This window comes from Paraburkholderia acidisoli, assembly GCF_009789675.1.
Taxonomy (GTDB): domain Bacteria; phylum Pseudomonadota; class Gammaproteobacteria; order Burkholderiales; family Burkholderiaceae; genus Paraburkholderia; species Paraburkholderia acidisoli.
The window spans coordinates 133785-151578 of sequence record NZ_CP046915.1; the positions used below are offsets into that span (position 1 = coordinate 133785).

Here is a 17794-nt window from a genome sequence, read left to right on the forward strand (position 1 = left end):
TCTACCACTGATACTTCGCGCCCGCCGTGACCAAACGGCCCTCGCCCCAGTAGCAGTAGTTCGCGCCGGTGCACGAGGCGAAGTACTTGCGATCGAGCAGATTGCTCGCGTTGAGCCAGGCGCTCCAGCCTTGCAGGCTGGAGAAGCGGCGGCCCAGATCGTAGCGCAGCGAGAGATCGACCAGCGTGGCGGAGGCCGTCATGAACGAGTTCGCGGTGTCGCCGTACGAACCGCCGATATACCGCACGCCGCCGCCGAACAGCAGGCCCGCGAGCGGCCCCGCCGAAACGGTGTAGTCGGCCCACAGCGAAGCCGTGTTGCGTGGAATGCCCACCGGCGATTTATCGAGGATCGACGAATTGCTCTTCGTGTTGAGCAGGTTCGTGTAGGTGTAGCTCGCGATCAGCTGCAGGTTGTTGCTGAGGCTCGCGTGGCCTTCCACTTCGAAACCCTGCGAGCGCACCTGGCCCGTGAGCACGCTGAAGCCGTTGTGCAGCGGGTCGGTGGTCGCAACGTTGTTCTCGGTGAGATGGAACGCCGAGACCGTCACGAAGCTGTTATAGCCCTTCGGTTGCAGCTTCACGCCCACTTCGTACTGTTCCGCCGTGAGCGGGTCGAAGGCCTGGCCGCTGTACGTGGTGCCCACCTGCGGCTGGAACGAGCGCGAGTAGCTGAAGTACGGCGCCACGCCGCTGTCGAACTGATACGTGCCGCCCGCGCGCCAGGTGAACGCGCGGTTGAACTGCGTGGTGGTCGCGCCGGTCTTGTACGAAGTCTGGTCCTCGTTGGCCCAGTCCTCGCGTAGGCCCAGCAGGAACGACCATTTGCCGATGTCGATCTGATCCTGTGCATACGCACCGAGTTGCTTGACCGAGGTTGCCGTGGAGGTCGCGAACATGAAGTTCGGATACGGAATGGTCTGGCCGTAGATCGGATTGCTTTCGGCGAGGCCCGGCGTCGAGGTCAGGTTGCCGTAGAAATAATGATCGAACTGGATGTTCTGATAATCGAGGCCGAAGGTGACGTTGTGCTTCACCGGGCCCGTACTGAATTTCGCGTTCAACTGGTTGTCGACGGTATGCGAATTCACCATGCCCTGGTTCAGGTACGCGGTGCGCGCGAGCGTGTTCGTGCCGGTGGTGAAACCGTCGTTGCCCACGTACTGGATCGTCTGGCTGTTATGCAGGAAGCGGTAGCTCTGCTTGACCGACCACACGTCGTTGAAGCGGTGGTCGAACTGATAGCCGATCGACTCCTGGGTCTTGCGGAAGCTGTCGAAGGTCGGCTCGCCCGGATTTTCGCTGCGGCTTTGCCACGTGTACGGCACCGAGTTGTAGATGCCCGCCTCCGGGTCCGACTGATAGTTCGCGAACACGGTGAAGGTCGTGTCGCGCGAGGGGCGGAACTGGAGCGTCGGCGCGATCGAGAAGCGCTGCTCGTTCACGAAGTCGGTTTGCGTGCCGGTGTTGAAGCCGTCGGCGGTCACGCGATACAGCACGGTACCGTTCTTGTCGACGGGACCGCTCGTGTCGAAGAAGCCCTGAATGCGGCCGTAGCTGCCGGTTTGCAGGCCGATCTCGTGGAACGGGGTGTCCGTGGGCATCTTGCTCACGAGATTGACGGTGCCGCCCGGCGAGGTCTGCCCGTACAGCACCGAGGCCGGACCGTGCAGCAACTCGATGCGCTCGAACATGTACGGGTCGAAGCTCGTGACGTTGTAGCCGAAGCCGCCGTTCGGGCCGGGCGTGCGCAACCCGTTCCAGAATTCGTCGACGAGAAAACCGCGCGCGTAGAGATATTCGAGCGAGTCCGTATTGGTGCCGCGCTGCTCGGGGTTCATGCCCGAGGTGTAGCGCAGCGCCTGCGCGACGCTTTGCGCGCCCTGCACGTCCATCTGGTCGCGCGTGACGACCGAGATCGCCTGCGGCACCTTGATGATCGGCGTGTCGCTCTTGGTGCCCGCTTCGCTGCGTTTGGCCACGTAGCCCACCACCGGGCCGGTGCCCGTTTCGGCGCTGCGCGTGCCCTGCACGACCACGGCGGGCAATTGCTGGCCCGGCGCCGTGGGTGCCGCTTGCGTCGCTTGTGCCGCTTGTGCGTGCTGCGTGCCCGCTTGCGCGGCGGCCGCCGACGCGGCCGAAGGTGCCTCCGCCGTCTGCGCGCTGGCGAGTTTCGCGATCGCAAATGCCACCACCGCCGTGATCGTGCGCAGCTTCCACCGCCGCGCGCCCGCCGCCCCGTTCATGTCGTTCGACACCCCGCCACCCCATCCCCGATTCATCCCGTCCGCCCTGTTCAAAATGTCGTCTTTTCCGCAGTACAAATACGAATCATTCCTATTGTCATTCGTAAAGCGGCGCAAGGACGATAGAATACGGGCAGTGTTTCGACCGTGTCCTGTCAAATAGCTGCGCGAAGCCGTCGAAAATTGAGGGTTTCGCGAAGCTTCTTTCCAAGATTCACAAATGACCGAAATCTGGCAACGCTTCGCGGGCACGTCGCATCGCTATCTACGACGCCCAGTCATTGCCAAGCGCTATGACTTTCAGGCTGGCGATTGCGAAAGCTGGCACTCGCATACGCAGCCGCAATTCGTCTACACGACGCGCGGCGTGCTGCGCGTCATCACGCCCGACGGCGCGTGGACGCTCGGCCCCTATCGCGGCCTGTGGATCGCGCCGCTGGTCGCGCACGAGTTGCAGGCGGTCAGCCAGGCGGTCATGTACACCGTGTATTTCGAAGTGGATGTCGCGCCGCGCGAGGAACGCAGTTGCCATGTGCTGATGATTTCGTCGCTGCTCAACGAACTGGTTGGCGCGCTCGTGCTCGACCAGCGGAATGGCCAGCCCGAACGGCGCTCCGCGCTGATCGATCCGCTCCTGCTGCAGGAGATGCGCGAGGCGCAACTGGCCACCGAAGGGCTGCTGCCGCTGCCGAAGGACCGCCGGCTGCAACAGATCTGCGGCCAACTGATGGACGCCCCCGCCGACAACACGCCGCTCAACGACTGGGGCATGCGCGTGGGCGCGAGCGAAAGCACGCTCGAGCGCGCCTTCAAGGACGACACGGGGCTGACCTTCGGCCAGTGGCGCCAGCGGCTGCGGCTGGTGGAATCGATCTCGCGGCTCGCGAAAGGCATGCCGGTGTCGACCATCGCGAACGAACTCGGCTATCGCAATTCGAGCGCGTTCATCACCATGTTCCGGCGCGCGATGGGCGAGACGCCGCAGCGCTTCCTGCGCAATCGCGGCGGCGCGGTGGAGGCGGAAGCGGCGCAGTGAGGGCGCGGCGCCGGGCCGGCTGCTACACCGCCGCTAAAGGCGCCGTGATCCGCAAGAACGCGTCGATATCGTCGACCGACTGGCGATGGCTCAAGGCAACCCGAACTCCGCCGCCTTCTTCGCGTCCTTGAACGCGCTCACGGCCTGGGCATTCAGACGGATCGGCGAAAAGCACGCGGCTTCCACATAGTCCGTGTTGAAGTAGAGCTGCACGCTGCCATCCGCGCGCGCGGCCAGCGTGAACGCCTTCGACATCAGGTAGTCGCTATTGAATGTCGATGCGTCGAGGCAAGCGGCCTTGCCCGCGTTGATCCGCTTGAACTCGGCCAGCACCGGCACCACCGACTCCTTCGTCAGATACAGGCTGCCGCTGTCGCGATGTCCCACGGCATAGACCTCGTTCAGATCGAATCGCTTGCCGTCCTTGATGCGATACGTAATGCCATATTCGTACGCACCGGGATGCGCACCGTCGCATTGCGAACTGCCGCTCACTTCGAAGCCCACGACGCTCGGCGTTTCGATCGTCTTCTTGATGTCGGCGCGATATTGCGCGGTGGCGCCCATGCCGCTCGCGTTGTCGCTGCACTCCTTGGCGTCCTTGAGGATGCCCGCGCGCAACGCACGCAACGAGGCGTCGAGCGCCGACGTGTGATGCGCGAGCGCGGGCACCGGCGCGACGGAGACGTTGCCGGCTGCACGCGCCACCGAGGCCTGCGCGGCCAGCGTGGCGACTGCCACCGTCAACGCGGCGGCAAGGAGTTTTCGACCATTCATAAGCTATCGGGTTGAGTAACGGTTTCGTGAATTCAAGGGCGCTGCGCCGTATAGTCGACGGCCACCGCGGTGGTCGTGGCCGCCTGCCCCCACGAAGGCGGCAGATGCTGATGCGGATGCGTCTCGATGCGTTGGCGCGCGACGGTCAGCGTGCCCGTCGCTTCGGTGGCGGTCGTGTCGGAGCGATAGCGGTCGATGAACGCCGCGTATTGCTGACGATCGTTGTAGCCGTTGCCGCCGCCGTTCACCAGAATCGACATGCGGCCCACCGTCTCCGTCGAGATGCCGTCGTCGGCGATACGATGGATATTGCTATGCCCCATAAAGTGCTTCCACACCCAGAAGAAGCCCGCGCTATCGCAGGCATTCAGGGTATCGGTCGCGACGATGTCCGGGTCGTAGCGCGGCGCCCACTGCCGCTTGTCGCTGTGCACGTGGCCTTGCCGGTCGGTCGTGGGAGCGCCGCTCCAATGGTGGGTCGAGGTCGCGGTAATGCGGTTGTCCGCATAGGCGCCGTTATGGTTCGGGAATTGGCGGAACGTACCGTAGTCGGCGTACAGCGTCGGCCACGTCAACTGCATCAGCCCGCGCCCGTAAAACACCGTGTAGTACTGCGTGTTCGGCAAGCGCGGATTGGGCGCGCCCTCGCCCACTTCCTTCGTGAAGCGCAACAGGCCCGTTTCAATATAGCTCTGGCTCAGGAACGCGATCTGCCGCACCGGCGTGGTAAAGCCGTATTTGCGGAAGGTCTTGCCGATGTCGGTGTGCGAAATGGGCGAACCGCTCACGTGGCCGTGCGCCGTTGCCCAGCTCGCCGTGGTGGTGGGATGCGGCAAGCCGTACTTACGCGGAATCAATTGCGTAAGTTCGTCGCGCGAGAGCCAGCCGCATTTGCGGAAATGCGCGATCAATTCGAGCGGATGAAAATACCAGACCTTGTCGGGTAGTCCCGCTTCTTCCCAGAACGCGGCCTTCGCATAGAAGTCCAGAAACGGCTGATGATTCTGCGGGTTACGGTCGAACACCTCGCCGCTTTGCGTGAGGTCCTGGTAGCGCGCCGGTTGCGTGCGTTTATCCCATTCGCTCGAATGCTGCACGATCAGCCGGCGCATTTTCTCTCGCGCGCTCGGGTCGTTGCGGAACCACGCCTCGTATTCTTCCTTCGTGAGCGTGCCGTCGTGATCGGTATCGACGGAACTCACGATTTGCGCGAGCAGATCGACGGCGGCCTGACCGTTCGCGGGCACGTACTTGCCGTCTTCGTTGATCTTGCGCCAGTTCATGAAGTGCGGGAAGTCGGCGTCCGAAAACTTCAGGATCGCGGCATCGGCGAGGTTCACATAACCGCTTTGCGTCGCGCTGAACGGCACCGGGATCCACGCGACGTTTTGGGCCGCCGAAATACGCGCCTTGTCCGGACCGAGATTGCGGCCCGTGCGCAGCAGATCGAAGCCCACGCTGGGCGCCGAGCCATACAGGTCCACCGCGCGCTGATACAGGTCGTATTCGTACTCGCGGTCCGCATGCTCGCCGCCCAGTGCGGTCGCCTGCTGGGTTTGATCGTCCCAGGTCCACGTTTGCAGATAGCGCGTGCCGTTTTCGTAACGCAGGCGCACGTATTGCCGCTGCGTGTTTTGCCCTTGCTGCAGCGTCGCGATGTGATTCGGGCGCGCATGGCTCGCGGACGCCTGCGTGTACGTGCTGTGAAACTGCGTGGACGGCGGAATCATGAAATAGCCGTCGCCCCAATACTCGTCGTGACCATTCTTGTTCGCGTCTTCGTATTCGGTCTTGCAGTCGTGGAAGAACGCTTTCAGTTGGTCGTCGGTGCAGAAGGTTTCGAAGTGCACATAGTGCTTGCCGGTCCATTGCCCAACGAAACCGAGAATCTCCTTGCGATAGATCCTGGGCGCGTCGGCGTCCGAAAACACTTTCACCGAATCCCACTCCGGCGCTTGCAGCGGCTTGGCGAAATTGGCGCGCACGCGATTGACAAAACTCGCGGGAAAGTCGGTTTTATTCCGCAAGTGCATATACAGCGAATAGAACTCGACCTTCACGCCGTCGCCGGTTTCCGTGCTGTGCTTGAGCAGCACGAAACTCGTGTCGCTCGGTTGCGCCTTGTCCGTGTCGTACGCCTTGTACTCGAGTTGCGATGCCTGACGATACGCCACGAGCTTGCCGTCGGCGATCGCGCGCACGAACGTGTCGGCGCTCGCGCCGGGATCCAGGTGCACGCCGCCATGCCACCGGCTCTGCTTGCTGACGGGATATTGACCGTGCGAGGCGGTCTGCGGCTCGGAGGCCTGCATCCCCGTGAATTTATCGGGGATGATCGGGTAGCTGATGAGCATCGGGTGATTCGCCTGTTCTTATTCTGAGAGGTCCGCGTCGCCCAGATTGAGCGGACCCTTCGGCAGGAGAGGAAGCGGGTAAGGTTGCGATGTCGGTCCGCTGAACGCGTGCTGGCCGCCCTTGATGTCGATATTCCCCGGCGCGTGAATTTCAATGCCGCCGCCGGTGATACGGATATACGCGCCCCCCGAGGTGAGCAGAATCTCCTGCTTCGCCGCCATCTCCACATTCTCCGTGGCCGAAACCAGCTTCACCGTCTTTTGCGCCGTGATCTCCACGTTGTCGTCCTGCGCCTGCACTTCCACCTTGCCCTTGCCCGCGAACAGCTTCATGCCCGCGTTCTGCACGAACAGGCTCAGCGTCTGCGCCACGCTCGCGACCAGCGACTTGCCCGTGGCCACATAGACGTTCTGGCCGCTCACGAGGTTGATCTGTTCGTCGGCCGCGATATGCGCCGATTGCTGCGTCGAGAGCGCCACGCCCGCCGGGCTCGCCATCAGCAGGACCGGCTCGCCGAACGCGTTCGCGCTGCCCGTGCCGCCGCCCGCCGTGTTGCCGCCGCTGGCCGCATTGCCCGCGCCCTGCGCGCTCGATTGCGTCGCGCTCACGAACGACTTCAACGCCGTGCCGCCGTCCTTGAGCGATTCGGCCTGGTGCGTTTCGCTTGCCTGCGAGAGCGTATCCATCGCGCTCTGCGCACCTTTGAGCTGCGCATGCGCTTCGCTCACCTCCAGCTGCTGGCCCGCCGCGCTGCCGCCGTGCGTGCCCACGTAGAGGCCGCGGCCCGCGCGTATCGCGCCATACGCATCCGACTTCAGGTCGAAGCCGCTGCCCAGATACGCGCCGCGCGCGTTCGCGTTCTGCGCGACCAGATAACCCAGATGCAGCTGCGAGTTCGCGCTCGTGCTGTAGAGCTGCATGCGGTTCTGGCCCGTGGCGTCGTCCATCACCATCTGGTTGTAGCCGCTGCCGCCGTATTCCTTCGACTGGTAGCCCGAAAGAATGCCGTTCGAATGCCAGTTCGGACTGGTCGCGCCGTTATAGACGCGCCCCGTGACCACGGGCCGGTCACAGTCGCCGTCAAGCCAGTTCACGATCACTTCCTCGCCCACGCGCGGCACGTGCACGCCGCCGTAGCTGCTGCCCGTGTCCGACATCGCCACGCGCACCCAGCACGACGCCGTTTCGTCGCCCGCGTTCAAACGGTCCCAGTGAAAATGCACTTTGATGCGGTTGAGCGTGTCGGTATAGACCTCTTCGCTCTCCGGACCCACGACGATCGCCGTCTGCATCTGCATGGCCGGCTTGCGATGCTCGAACGGGCTGCGGTACGTCACCGCCTTGCGCTGCGCCTCGACCTGCACGAGCAGGAAACCTTCGCTGCCGTCGGCGCTCTTGAGCGTGAGCGCCGCGCTGTCGCCCTGGTGTGCGGCTTTGATCGCCGCGAGTTCGTCTTGCAGGCTGTGCGGAAACGCCTGCGCCTGCGTATTCGACGCGGGCAGATTGTTCTCGATGAACCAGCGCGCCTCAAGCACGGCGAACTGGCGGTCCTGCTCGCTGTCCGTGTCGTGCAGCGGGTGGCCCGAAAGCTCGAACCAGCGCCCCGCGTCGAGCGCGCGCACCGCGCCCGCGCCTTCGAAGCGCTTCGCGCGCGACTCCCACTCTTCCATGCGCAGTTCGGTGAGCGTGTCGCCACGCGGCTGGTCGCCGTAGGTGTAGGCGCCCGTGTATTCGTACACTTCCATCTGCTGCGGCAGGTCGCCCTGGCTCGCGAGCGTGGGCACCGAAGTGCCCTTGGGATTGCCCGCGCTCGACGGCGCCTTGTAGTCGAACGTGCGCGTGGTGAGCGTTACGCTTTGCAGCGTGCGCGTGCCACTCCATTGCACCAGCGCATTGGTTTCGCTATTCACGCCCGATCGGTAAAAATCAACCGTTTGCGGATTTAAAGCCGGGAAAGCGCCGATATTATCGGTAATAACGACCGTATGCGATTTACCGTCTTCGGCCTGCTCGAAATAACTGAATAAACCTTCGGATTCCATGATCCGCTGGCAGAAATTCCAGTCGTCTTCGTATTGCACGCAAAACGAACGGGACGGCAATGCATTCTGAATCGAAAAGCGAAAGGCGCCTTGCGCTTGCGGATGCGCGTTGAATACGTCGGTGAGAATCGCGTCGGCGCTTTTGTCCTGCCAGATGCGCGCGTCCTTGCGGAATTTGAGGAAGTGCTGCCACGAGGCGAGTTCGAGCTGGTAGCTCGTGAGGCCGCCGTCCGCGCCCAGCCGGCGCGCGGTGTGAACGTAGCCGTGGTGCGGCAGGTAGGACTGGTCGGCCTGCTGGAGCCAGAGCGTGACGGGCTGGGCGATCAGGGTCTTGAGTTCGACGTTGTCCTGGGTGGACGTCACGTCGACCACGAAGCCGTAATCGCGGCCAATGCGCGCGTGACCGATAGCGCGCTGCGGCAGCAGGACATTCTCGCCGAGCGGCGTATCCAGCTTGAGTAGCCGGTCAGTTTGCATAAGGCCGCCGCTAATGGCCGCCATTAAGTCCTGCGCCCCCATCGTCTAATCCCTGTATGGTTTTGTTTACCAGGCGCCGACATTCTACATAATTTCAGTCCACTTTCGATCCGCAATAAAAATGATGATAAAAAATGATTATCGCGCGGGTGTCGCGATCCGCGCCGTGTCATTCATGGGTCACCTTTGTCGTATATCGCCGATTATGTGAATGACGCCGCGCAACGCGGCGTTTCGTCATGGCGTCATGACGGGCCGCCGGCCTTCGCGGCGATCTCCGCGTCGGGCAATCCCACCATGCGCGCGGCGTCCACGATCTGCGACCAGCTCGTGGGGTCCACCGGTATGCCGTGCGCGGCCCGCGCGCGCCGCGTGGCCGTTTCGCGCTCGCCGGGCAGCAGGATCTCGTCCACGCCCGCCTCGCGTCGCGTCGCCTTGAGCCAGTCGACGAACGCCCGCGCCTCGCGCTCGCCCGAGGGCGCGTCGAACGCCGCCGGATCGACGATCACCGAAGTCATGCAGTTGACGATGGCGTGACTCGACACGATGGTCTGCTCGCGCGTGGTGAAACCGCCCGACAACGCGCCCGCGAAAATCTCGCACATCGCCGCCAGCCCCGAACCCTTATGCCCCGCTACCGCGCCGCCGAACGCGCGCAGCGCGCCGTGCTGGGTGTCGCTGAAGAGCGCGCCGGGGTCGCGCGTGGGATGACCGTCGCTGTCGATCAGCGCTTCGGCGGGCACCGGCACGCCCTTGTTGTAGGCCACACGCACCTTGCCCGCCGCGATCGCGCTGGTCGCGAAATCGAGCACGAGCGGCGGCGCCCCTTCGCGTGGAAACGCCGCGCAAAACGGATTCGTGCCGAAGCGCCGGTCGATGCCGCCGAACGGCGCGACGAGCGGATCGCCCGCCACGTTGACGAAATGAAACGACACGAGGCCCGCGCGCGCGCACTGCTCGGCCCAATGCCCGATGCGGCCGATGTGATGCGCGTTGCGCAAGCCCACCGCGCACACGCCATGCGATTTCGCGCGCGCAATGCCCAGCTCCATGGCTTCATAAGTCACGACCTGGCCCAGGCCGCGGCCGCCTTCGATCGTCAGGACCGCGCCCGCGTCGCGCACGACCTGCGCGTGCGCATTGAGCTTGAGTTCGCCTTCGCGGCACGACAGCACGTAGCGCGGGATCATGCCCACGCCGTGCGAATCGTGCCCGGCGAGATTGGCCTCGACGAGATGGTCGGCGACAAGCGCGGCTTCGCGCGCCTCGCTGCCGGCTGCCCGCCAGATGGCAACGACGAACGCATGCAGCGCACGCGCCTCGACAAAGACTTCCGTATCTGTGCTAGCACTCGTATTCGACATGGTTCCAACCTTTTTCCTGTACCGATGACGACCGCGTCAGGTGCGCGGCACGTAAGCCGGGTCGCGCACGTCCTGGGCCACGGGCGCCTGCAAGGGCTCGACACGCCCGACGATCACGAGATAACTCAGCGCGCCGAGCACGCAGAAGCCGCCCGCCACCACCAGCGGAATCGTGAACGAGCCGCGCGTGAGTTGCAGCATCAACCCGGTGAACGTGGTGAGCGCGATCCCCGCGATATTCGACGCGAAGTTCTGGATGCCCGCGAGCGAGGCCACGTGCCCCGGCGTGGGCGCGACATCGGCGGGCAAGGACCAGATGCTGGCCGCCGCGGCCGCGAGACTGCCGTACGCGATCGCGAACAGCACGAGCATCAGCCAGGTGTCCTGCACGACGCTCGTGAGCGTGATGACGGACGAAAGCAGCATGCCGCCGACGATGCAGGTCTTGCGCGCCGCCGTGAGACTCCAGCCGCGCCGCACGAGCGCGTCGGAGAGCCAGCCGCCGAGCCAGCCGCCCGGTATCGAAACGAGCGCGGGCAAGGTGCCGAGCGTGCCCAGCGACTTGAGCGAGAACCCGCGCGCCTGCACCAGATAGCTCGGAAACCAGGTGATGAAGAAGTAGATGACGAAGTTCAGGCAGAAGAAGCCGAGCATCATGCCCCACACCGTGCGGTAGCGAAACAGCGTGCTCCAGCGCATTGGGGCGGCGGCCCGCTCCGCCGCGCGCGGCTGCGCGAGCGCGGCCTGCGCCGCCGGTTCGCGATACAGCGCGAGCCAGCCGACGATCCACACGAGCCCGAGCACGCCCGTGATCACGAACGAGGCCTTCCAGCCCCACGCGGCGATGATCGCGGCCACGAGCGGCAGCGAAAGCGCCGAGCCCACGCGCGAGCCGCTGTCGAAGATGCTGGTGGCGAGCGCGCGCTCGTCGCGGGCGAACCATTGACTCACGAGTTTCGCGCAGGACGGGTAGGCGCCCGCCTCGCCCGCGCCGAGCATGAGCCGGCAGCCAAACATGCCCGCGAAGCTCCCGGCCACCGCCGTGGCCGCCGTGAAGATCGACCACCAACCCACCGCGAACGGCAACGCGATGCGCGCGCCCGCTTTGTCGACGAACCAGCCGTACGGCAATTGCATCACCGCGTAGGTCCAGAAGAAGCCGCTCAGCAGCAAGCCCATGGCGGCGGGCCCGAGCGAGAGTTCCTTCATGATGTGCGGCGCGGCGACCGCGAGATTGGCGCGGTCGATGTAGTTCACGGCAATCGCCAGAAAGCAAAAGAAAATGACCAGCCAGCGTGACTTTTCCTTCATGAGACGTCCTCCCTCGTGATGGCGCCGGTGTGACGCTCGTGCGGCGTTCATTCGGCGTTCATGCCGCGATCGGCTACATGACCGCTCCCAGATGCCACGGCACGAATTCGTTCTGGCCATAGCCGTGCAGTTCGCTTTTCGTGCGCTGCCCCGAAGCCGTGGCGAGCATCAGTTCGAAGATCGCGGCGCCCGCCTCGTCCACGCTTTGCTCGCCTTCGAGAATGCGGCCGCAATTCACGTCGATGTCCTCTTCCTGGCGGCGCCACAGCGCGCTGTTGGTGCCGAGCTTGAGCGAAGGCGCGGGCGCGCAGCCGTACGCGGAACCGCGCCCCGTGGTGAAGCAGATGAGATTCGCGCCGCCCGCGACCTGGCCCGTGGCCGAGACCGGGTCGTAGCCCGGCGTGTCCATGAACACGAGCCCGTGCTCACGCACCGGTTGCGCGTATTCGTAGGTCTCGACGAGTTGCGTCGTGCCGCCCTTCGCCACCGCGCCGAGCGATTTTTCGAGGATCGTGGTGAGGCCGCCCGCCTTGTTGCCCGCCGAAGGGTTGTTGTTCATGTTCGCGTCCATGCGCGCGCAATACGCCTCCCACCAGCGAATGCGCGCGACCAGCTTCTCGCCCACCTCGCGCGACGCCGCGCGCCGCGTGAGCAGATGTTCGGCGCCGTAGATTTCGGGCGTTTCCGAGAGGATGGCCGTGCCGCCGTGGGCCACGAGCCGGTCCACGGCCGCGCCGAGCGCCGGGTTCGCGGAAATGCCCGAGTAACCGTCCGAGCCGCCGCATTGCAGGCCCACCATCAAGTGGCGCGCGGGCACGGGTTCGCGCGTCACGCGGTTCGCTCCGGCGAGCAGCGCGCGCACCTGTTCGATGCCCGCCGCCACCGTGCGCGCCGTGCCGCCCGTCTGCTGGATCGTCATGGTGGCGAGACGCGGCCCGCGCTCCAGATGTTCGGCTTCCACGAGGCCCTCGATCTGGTTCGTCTCGCAACCGAGGCCCACGATCAGTACCGCGTAGAAGTTGCGATGCCGCGCGTAGCCCGCGAGCGTCCGGCGCAGCACCGTGATCGGCTCGCCTTCGGCCGCGAGCGCGCAGCCTTCGCCATGCGTGAGCGCGACCACGCCGTCCACGTTGGGGAATGCCGCGAGCGCTTCGGGGTGAATGTCGCGCCGGAAGTGATCGGCGATGGCGCGCGCGACCGTGGCCGAGCAATTCACGGAAGTCAGGATGCCGATGTAATTGCGCGTGGCAATGCCGCCGTCGGCGCGGCGAATGCCGAGAAACGTGGCGGGTTGCGCGGCGAACGCCGTGGCGTGCGCATCCACGCCGAACGCGTAGTCGCGCTCGAAATCGCCCATCGACAGATTCTGCGTGTGCACGTGCTCGCCGCACCGGATGGGCCGGCTCGCGAAGCCGATGATCTGCCCGTAGCGGCGCACCGGTTCGCCTTGCGCGATATCGCGCAGCGCGACCTTGTGGCCCGGCGGAATCAGGCCCGCCACGTTGTGTTCGCGATCCAGCGGCGTGCCCGGCAGCAACTGCTCGCGCGCGATCGCCACGTCGTCGCGGCGGTCCAGCAGAATCACGGCGCCCGACCACGCGGCGGCGCCCGTCGTATCGGCGGAACTCATGCGGGTGCTCCATACGACGCGCCGCGCACGCCCACGTAAAGCGAGTACAGCGAGGTGCTGGCCGCGATGAATAGCCGGTTGCGCATCGGGCCGCCGAACACGAGATTCGCGACCGTTTCCGGCACGAGAATCTTGCCCAGCAGCGTGCCGTCGGGCGCATAGCAATGAATGCCGTCGCCGGCGCTGGTCCACACGTTGCCCTGCTCGTCCACGCGCATGCCGTCGGGCACGCCCGGCGACACTTCCGCGAACACGCGGCCATGGTGCAAACGCCCGCTCGCGTCCACGTCGAACACGCGAATGTGGTGCGGCCCGTTCTCCACGTGCGACGCGCCCGAGTCGGCCACATAGAGCCGCGTTTCGTCGGGCGAGAACGCGAGGCCGTTGGGCTTCGCGAAGTCGTCGGTCATGCGCTCCACCGCGCCTGTCTCCGGCGTCACGCGATATACGTGGCAGGCGCCGATCTCGCTCGGCGCGCGAAAGCCCTCGTAGTCGCCGAGAATGCCGTAGTCGGGATCGGTGAACCAGATCGTGCCGTTCGACTGCACGACCACGTCGTTGGGCGAATTGAGGCGCCGCCCTTCGTGGCGGTCGGCGATCACGGTGATACGGCCGTCGTGCTCCGTGCGCGTCACGCGGCGCGTGCCATGCTCGCAGGTCACGAGCCGGCATTCGCGGTCGAGCGTATTGCCGTTGCTGAAGTTCGAATTCGCGCGGAACACGCCGGTGCCAATGCCGGGCACCCAACGCATCATCCGGTTATTGGGGATGTCGCTCCACACGAGGAAGTCGGCGGCCGGAAACCACACCGGGCCTTCCGACCACATGCAGCCGCCCGCCAGCTTGTCGAATTGCGCGTTGGGTTGCAGCAGAAAGCGAAAACGCGCGTCATGGATTTCGTATTCGTGGGGATTCATCGTGGATGGGTTCGTTGATGTTCGTGGAGGTTCGTGACGGTTCGCGATGTCTGGGCCGGCGATGCGGCGCGCTGGCATTCAGGTTTCGCGCTTGCTGCGGCCGTACAGCAGCAGCATGGCCGCGATCACCACGCCGTAGATGATCTGGCGGCCCGCTTCCGGCATCTGCGCGACGGAGAGAATCGACTGCAATAGCGTGATGAGAATCGCGCCCGCGACGGTGCCCAGATACGAGCCGCGGCCGCCCAGAATGGAGGTGCCTCCAAGTACGACTGCCGCGATCGCGGGCAGCAGATAAGCGTCGCCCATGGACTGCGCCGCCTTCGACGCATAGCCCGCGAGCAGCACGCCGCCGAACGCCGCGAAGGCGCTGCACACGGCAAACGCGGCCACGGTCACGCGCCGCGTGTCGATGCCGGAAAGATACGCGGCGCGCTCGGTGTTGCCGATCGCGTAGAGCGTGCGGCCGAAGGTGGTGCGCGCGAGCAGGAACATCGTGGCCGCGCCGATCACGACCCACAGCGCGACCGCGTTGGGCACGCCCGGCACGAGCCAGCCCGCCGCGAGCCAGCGCATCACCTCGGGCGCGGAATCCTGCGGCGAGGAGCCGCCCGTGTAGACGATCATGATGCCTTGCGCCACGGCGTTGGTCGCGAGCGTGGCGATCATCGACGGAATGCGCAGCAGCGCGACCAGCACGCCGTTCGCCACCCCGATCAGCACGCCGCATGCAATACCGGCCGGAATCGCCAGCGCGCGTCCCCACTCGCCGTGGCCCGCCACCGCGCACGCCATCATCGCGCCCACGGTGATCGTCCAGGGCAGCGAGAGGTCGATATGACCGAGCAGAATCACCATCATCAAGCCAGTCGCGATGATGCCGAGAAACGCGCCCACTTTCAGTTGCAGCAGGATGTATTCGGGCGAGGTGAAGTTGCGCGAATACAGGCCGCCCACGAGCAGCAGCGCGACGATGCACCCGAACGAGACCAGAATCGGCTTGTCGATGCGGCGCGCGAGCCGCGCCACGAACGTGCTGCGAGCCGCCGCGGAAACGTCGCTCATGGGAACCACTCCAGACGGTTGCGCACCCGGAACAAACCGCACGCGCCGATAGCCACGGCAAGCAGCAGGATCACGCCTTGAAACAGCGGCTGCCAGAGCGCATCCACGTTGAACACGAACAGCAGGTCGCCGATCGAGCGAAACGCGAACGCGCCGAAGATCGCGCCCACGGCGCTGCCCTTGCCGCCCAGCAGCGAAACGCCGCCGATCACCACGGCCGCGATCGAGAACAGCGTGTACGAGTTGGCGCTGCCGAGGCTCGCTTCGCCGGTGTCGGTGAAGAACGTGAGGAACAGGCCGCCGGTAGCGGCGAGCACGCCCGCTAGCGTATAGCTCGCGAATTTCGCGCGGCGAATGGGCATGCCCGAGAGAAACGCGGCCGGTTCCGAGGAGCCCGTTGCGTACGCCGCGCGGCCAACCGCCGAGCGTTTGAACGGCACCCACACGAACACCACGGCGGCGAGCAGAATCAACAGGCTCGCGGGAAAGAGCGCCGCCACCTTGCCCGTGAGCGCGTCGGCGAGATCGTCGTTGATCGTGCCGCCCGGCACCGGTCGCAACAGCAGCGCGATCCCGTAGTAGACGGCGCCCGTGGCGATCGTCGTGACGATGGGTTGCAGGCGCCCGAAGATGATGATGACGCCGTTGAGCGCGCCGCACAGCGCGCCCGCCGCGAGCACGCCCACGATGCCGAGCGCGCTGTGCAACGCGTCGCCCGTGACGAGCCACGAGGCAAGGCAGTTCGTCAGCACGAGCATCATGCCAATGGACAGGTCGATGCCCGCCGTGAGCACCACGAGCGCCTGCCCCATGGAAACGAGCGCGAGCAGCACGGCCTTGTTCGCGGCGGTGACGAACACGTTCGCCGACAACGCCGAGGGATAGTTGACGAGATAGATGGCGAACATCAGCACGAACAGGGCGAACGCGAACGCCGTGCCGCGATTTTCCGCATACCAGTAACGCAGTCCGCTCATGGCGCGGCTCCCGTGGATGTCGCGATGTGCGCCGCCTGCGCCACCGGTAAGTCGAGCGCGCTCGCAATCAGGTTCTGCTCGGTGATGGCCGCGCCCGCGAGTTCCTGCTTGATGTGGCCTTCGTACAGCACGAGCACGCGATCGCAACAGCCGATCAGCTCGTCGTAATCGGTGGAATAGAACAGGATCGCGGCGCCTTCGTCGGCGAGCCGGCGCAGCAGTTGATAGATCTCCTGCTTGGTGCCCACGTCGATCCCGCGCGTGGGGTCGCTGAGCAGCAGAATGCGCGGCTGCCGCACGAGCCACTTCGCGATCACCACCTTCTGCTGATTGCCGCCCGAGAGCGCGCCCACCGCCGCGTCCACGCCGAACGACTTGATCGCGAGCAGCGTCATCATTTTCTCGACGGCGGACTGCTGGCGCGCGCGGTCGATCACGCCCGCCGTGGACATGCGGTCGAGCGCGGCGAACGAGAGGTTCTCGCGCACCGACATCGGCAGCATCAGTCCTTCGGTCTTGCGGTCCTCGGGAATCAGCGCCATGCCGATACCGTTCGCGCGCGCGGCCACGGGGCTGCGGATCGACACGCGCTTGCCGTCGATCTCGATGGTGCCCGCGCACCCGCGCAACACGCCGAACAACGCGAGCAGTAGTTCGCGCTGGCCCTGGCCGTCGAGTCCGCCGAGCCCGAGAATCTCGCCGGGCCGCAGCGAGAAACTGATGCCGCGCAGCGTGTCGTTCCACGCCAGATCGCGGCATGCGAGGATGGGATTCGCGTTGCCCCGCGGCGCGGCAGAATCCGTATCGGCAGGCCTGGCGGGAAAGGCATGCTGATACTTCCGCCCAATCATCATCTCGACGACCTCGTTGTCGCTGTGCGCGCCCGCCTCGAAACTTCGCACGTGACGGCCGTTGCGATACACCGTGCATTCGTCCGCGAGCGCCTTCACCTCGTGCATGCGGTGCGAGATGAACAGCAGCGCGAGCCCTTCTTCGCGCAGCCGCTTGAGCACGCCGATCACGCGCGCCACGTCGGCCGCGGTCAACGCCGAGGTCGCTTCGTCGAGAATCAGGATGCGCGGCTCGCGCGCGAGCCCCTTCGCCAGTTCCACCATCTGCTGGCGCGACAGCGGCAAGTCGCGCACTTTCGCGAGCGGATTGATGTCGGCGGCGCCGGCCCGCGCGAGCGCGGCTTCGGCCTGGCGGCGCTGGGCGCGGCGATCGATCATGCCGAAGCGCCGCGGCGGATTCGACGCGAAGATGTTGTCGGCCACGCTCAGGTCGGGGATCAGCGAAAGCTCCTGATACACGCACACGATGCCCGCCGCGTTCGCGGCCGCGGGCGAGGCGAACGCCACCTCGCGGCCGTCGAGCTGCATCGTGCCCGCGTCGGGCTGCACCACGCCCGACATCACCTTGAGCAAGGTGGATTTGCCCGCGCCGTTTTCGCCGAGAATCGCGTGAATGCGGCCCCGGCGCACGGCGAGATCGGCGCGATCGAGCGCGACCGCGCCGCCATAATGCTTCGACACGCCCGACATCAGAAAGAACGGCTGCTGCGGGTCTTGCATGCTGCGTCTCCCGTCACGTCACCGGTT

12 protein-coding genes are annotated in these 17794 nt (G+C 65.5%); 1 reads left to right on the plus strand and 11 read right to left on the minus strand.

The genetic code is table 11. The features are described 5' to 3' along the window. Position 1: 1 nt before the first annotated feature. Positions 2-2281 (minus strand): TonB-dependent siderophore receptor, encoded by a 2280-nt coding sequence (locus tag FAZ98_RS22845; RefSeq protein ID WP_158954342.1) that lies wholly within the window; start codon positions 2279-2281, stop codon positions 2-4. A 184-nt stretch (positions 2282-2465) separates the two neighbouring features. Between FAZ98_RS22845 and FAZ98_RS22850 the strand changes: the two genes are divergently transcribed. Next, positions 2466-3281, plus strand: coding sequence for an AraC family transcriptional regulator (locus FAZ98_RS22850; RefSeq protein ID WP_158954344.1), 816 nt, complete (start codon positions 2466-2468; stop codon positions 3279-3281). A gap of 90 nt (positions 3282-3371) precedes the next feature. Here FAZ98_RS22850 and FAZ98_RS22855 read toward each other — a convergent pair whose 3' ends face one another. The 10 genes from FAZ98_RS22855 to FAZ98_RS22900 form a co-directional block, all read right to left on the minus strand. Then, positions 3372-4058 carry a hypothetical protein gene (locus FAZ98_RS22855; protein ID WP_158954346.1) on the minus strand — a complete coding sequence of 229 codons (687 nt, stop codon included), beginning with the start codon at positions 4056-4058 and terminating at the stop codon, positions 3372-3374. Between the two features lie 32 nt (positions 4059-4090). After that, a complete protein-coding gene (locus FAZ98_RS22860) occupies positions 4091-6412 on the minus strand; it encodes a hypothetical protein (protein ID WP_158954348.1) in 2322 nt (773 codons plus the stop codon). A gap of 18 nt (positions 6413-6430) precedes the next feature. After that, entirely contained in the window at positions 6431-8974 is a 2544-nt protein-coding gene (locus tag FAZ98_RS22865; protein ID WP_158954350.1) for a type VI secretion system Vgr family protein, read from the minus strand. 203 nt (positions 8975-9177) lie between these two features. After that, complete coding sequence (locus tag FAZ98_RS22870) at positions 9178-10296, minus strand: malate/lactate/ureidoglycolate dehydrogenase (protein WP_158954352.1); 1119 nt, start codon at positions 10294-10296, stop codon at positions 9178-9180. 36 nt (positions 10297-10332) lie between these two features. Then, a complete protein-coding gene (locus FAZ98_RS22875; RefSeq protein ID WP_158954354.1) occupies positions 10333-11607 on the minus strand; it encodes an MFS transporter in 1275 nt (424 codons plus the stop codon). Between the two features lie 73 nt (positions 11608-11680). Continuing rightward, positions 11681-13237: a UxaA family hydrolase gene (locus tag FAZ98_RS22880; protein ID WP_158954356.1), complete on the minus strand. Its 1557-nt coding sequence runs from the start codon at positions 13235-13237 to the stop codon at positions 11681-11683. Then, the gene (locus FAZ98_RS22885; RefSeq protein ID WP_158954358.1) at positions 13234-14154 is read right to left on the minus strand and encodes an SMP-30/gluconolactonase/LRE family protein; all 921 of its coding nucleotides are present in this window, start codon (positions 14152-14154) and stop codon (positions 13234-13236) included. The genes FAZ98_RS22880 and FAZ98_RS22885 overlap by 4 nt, the downstream gene beginning before the upstream one ends. Before the next feature lie 78 nt (positions 14155-14232). Continuing rightward, on the minus strand, positions 14233-15219 hold the full coding sequence (locus FAZ98_RS22890) for an ABC transporter permease (protein ID WP_158954360.1): 987 nt from the start codon (positions 15217-15219) through the stop codon (positions 14233-14235). After that, entirely contained in the window at positions 15216-16196 is a 981-nt protein-coding gene (locus FAZ98_RS22895) for an ABC transporter permease (protein WP_158954362.1), read from the minus strand. The genes FAZ98_RS22890 and FAZ98_RS22895 overlap by 4 nt, the downstream gene beginning before the upstream one ends. After that, positions 16193-17767: a sugar ABC transporter ATP-binding protein gene (locus FAZ98_RS22900; RefSeq protein ID WP_158954364.1), complete on the minus strand. Its 1575-nt coding sequence runs from the start codon at positions 17765-17767 to the stop codon at positions 16193-16195. The genes FAZ98_RS22895 and FAZ98_RS22900 overlap by 4 nt, the downstream gene beginning before the upstream one ends. Positions 17768-17794: the final 27 nt, after the last annotated feature.

Bases quoted from the DNA above. Each gene is read 5' to 3' on its own strand.
- FAZ98_RS22895 (WP_158954362.1), bottom strand. From the start codon at position 16,196: ATGAGCGGACTGCGTTACTGGTATGCGGAAAATCGCGGCACGGCGTTC.
- FAZ98_RS22860 (WP_158954348.1), bottom strand. From the start codon at position 6,412: ATGCTCATCAGCTACCCGATCATCCCCGATAAATTCACGGGGATGCAG.
- FAZ98_RS22855 (WP_158954346.1), bottom strand. From the start codon at position 4,058: ATGAATGGTCGAAAACTCCTTGCCGCCGCGTTGACGGTGGCAGTCGCC.
- FAZ98_RS22900 (WP_158954364.1), bottom strand. From the start codon at position 17,767: ATGCAAGACCCGCAGCAGCCGTTCTTTCTGATGTCGGGCGTGTCGAAG.
- FAZ98_RS22865 (WP_158954350.1), bottom strand. From the start codon at position 8,974: ATGGGGGCGCAGGACTTAATGGCGGCCATTAGCGGCGGCCTTATGCAA.
- FAZ98_RS22845 (WP_158954342.1), bottom strand. From the start codon at position 2,281: ATGAATCGGGGATGGGGTGGCGGGGTGTCGAACGACATGAACGGGGCG.
- FAZ98_RS22880 (WP_158954356.1), bottom strand. From the start codon at position 13,237: ATGAGTTCCGCCGATACGACGGGCGCCGCCGCGTGGTCGGGCGCCGTG.
- FAZ98_RS22875 (WP_158954354.1), bottom strand. From the start codon at position 11,607: ATGAAGGAAAAGTCACGCTGGCTGGTCATTTTCTTTTGCTTTCTGGCG.
- FAZ98_RS22850 (WP_158954344.1), top strand. From the start codon at position 2,466: ATGACCGAAATCTGGCAACGCTTCGCGGGCACGTCGCATCGCTATCTA.
- FAZ98_RS22890 (WP_158954360.1), bottom strand. From the start codon at position 15,219: ATGAGCGACGTTTCCGCGGCGGCTCGCAGCACGTTCGTGGCGCGGCTC.
- FAZ98_RS22870 (WP_158954352.1), bottom strand. From the start codon at position 10,296: ATGTCGAATACGAGTGCTAGCACAGATACGGAAGTCTTTGTCGAGGCG.
- FAZ98_RS22885 (WP_158954358.1), bottom strand. From the start codon at position 14,154: ATGAATCCCCACGAATACGAAATCCATGACGCGCGTTTTCGCTTTCTG.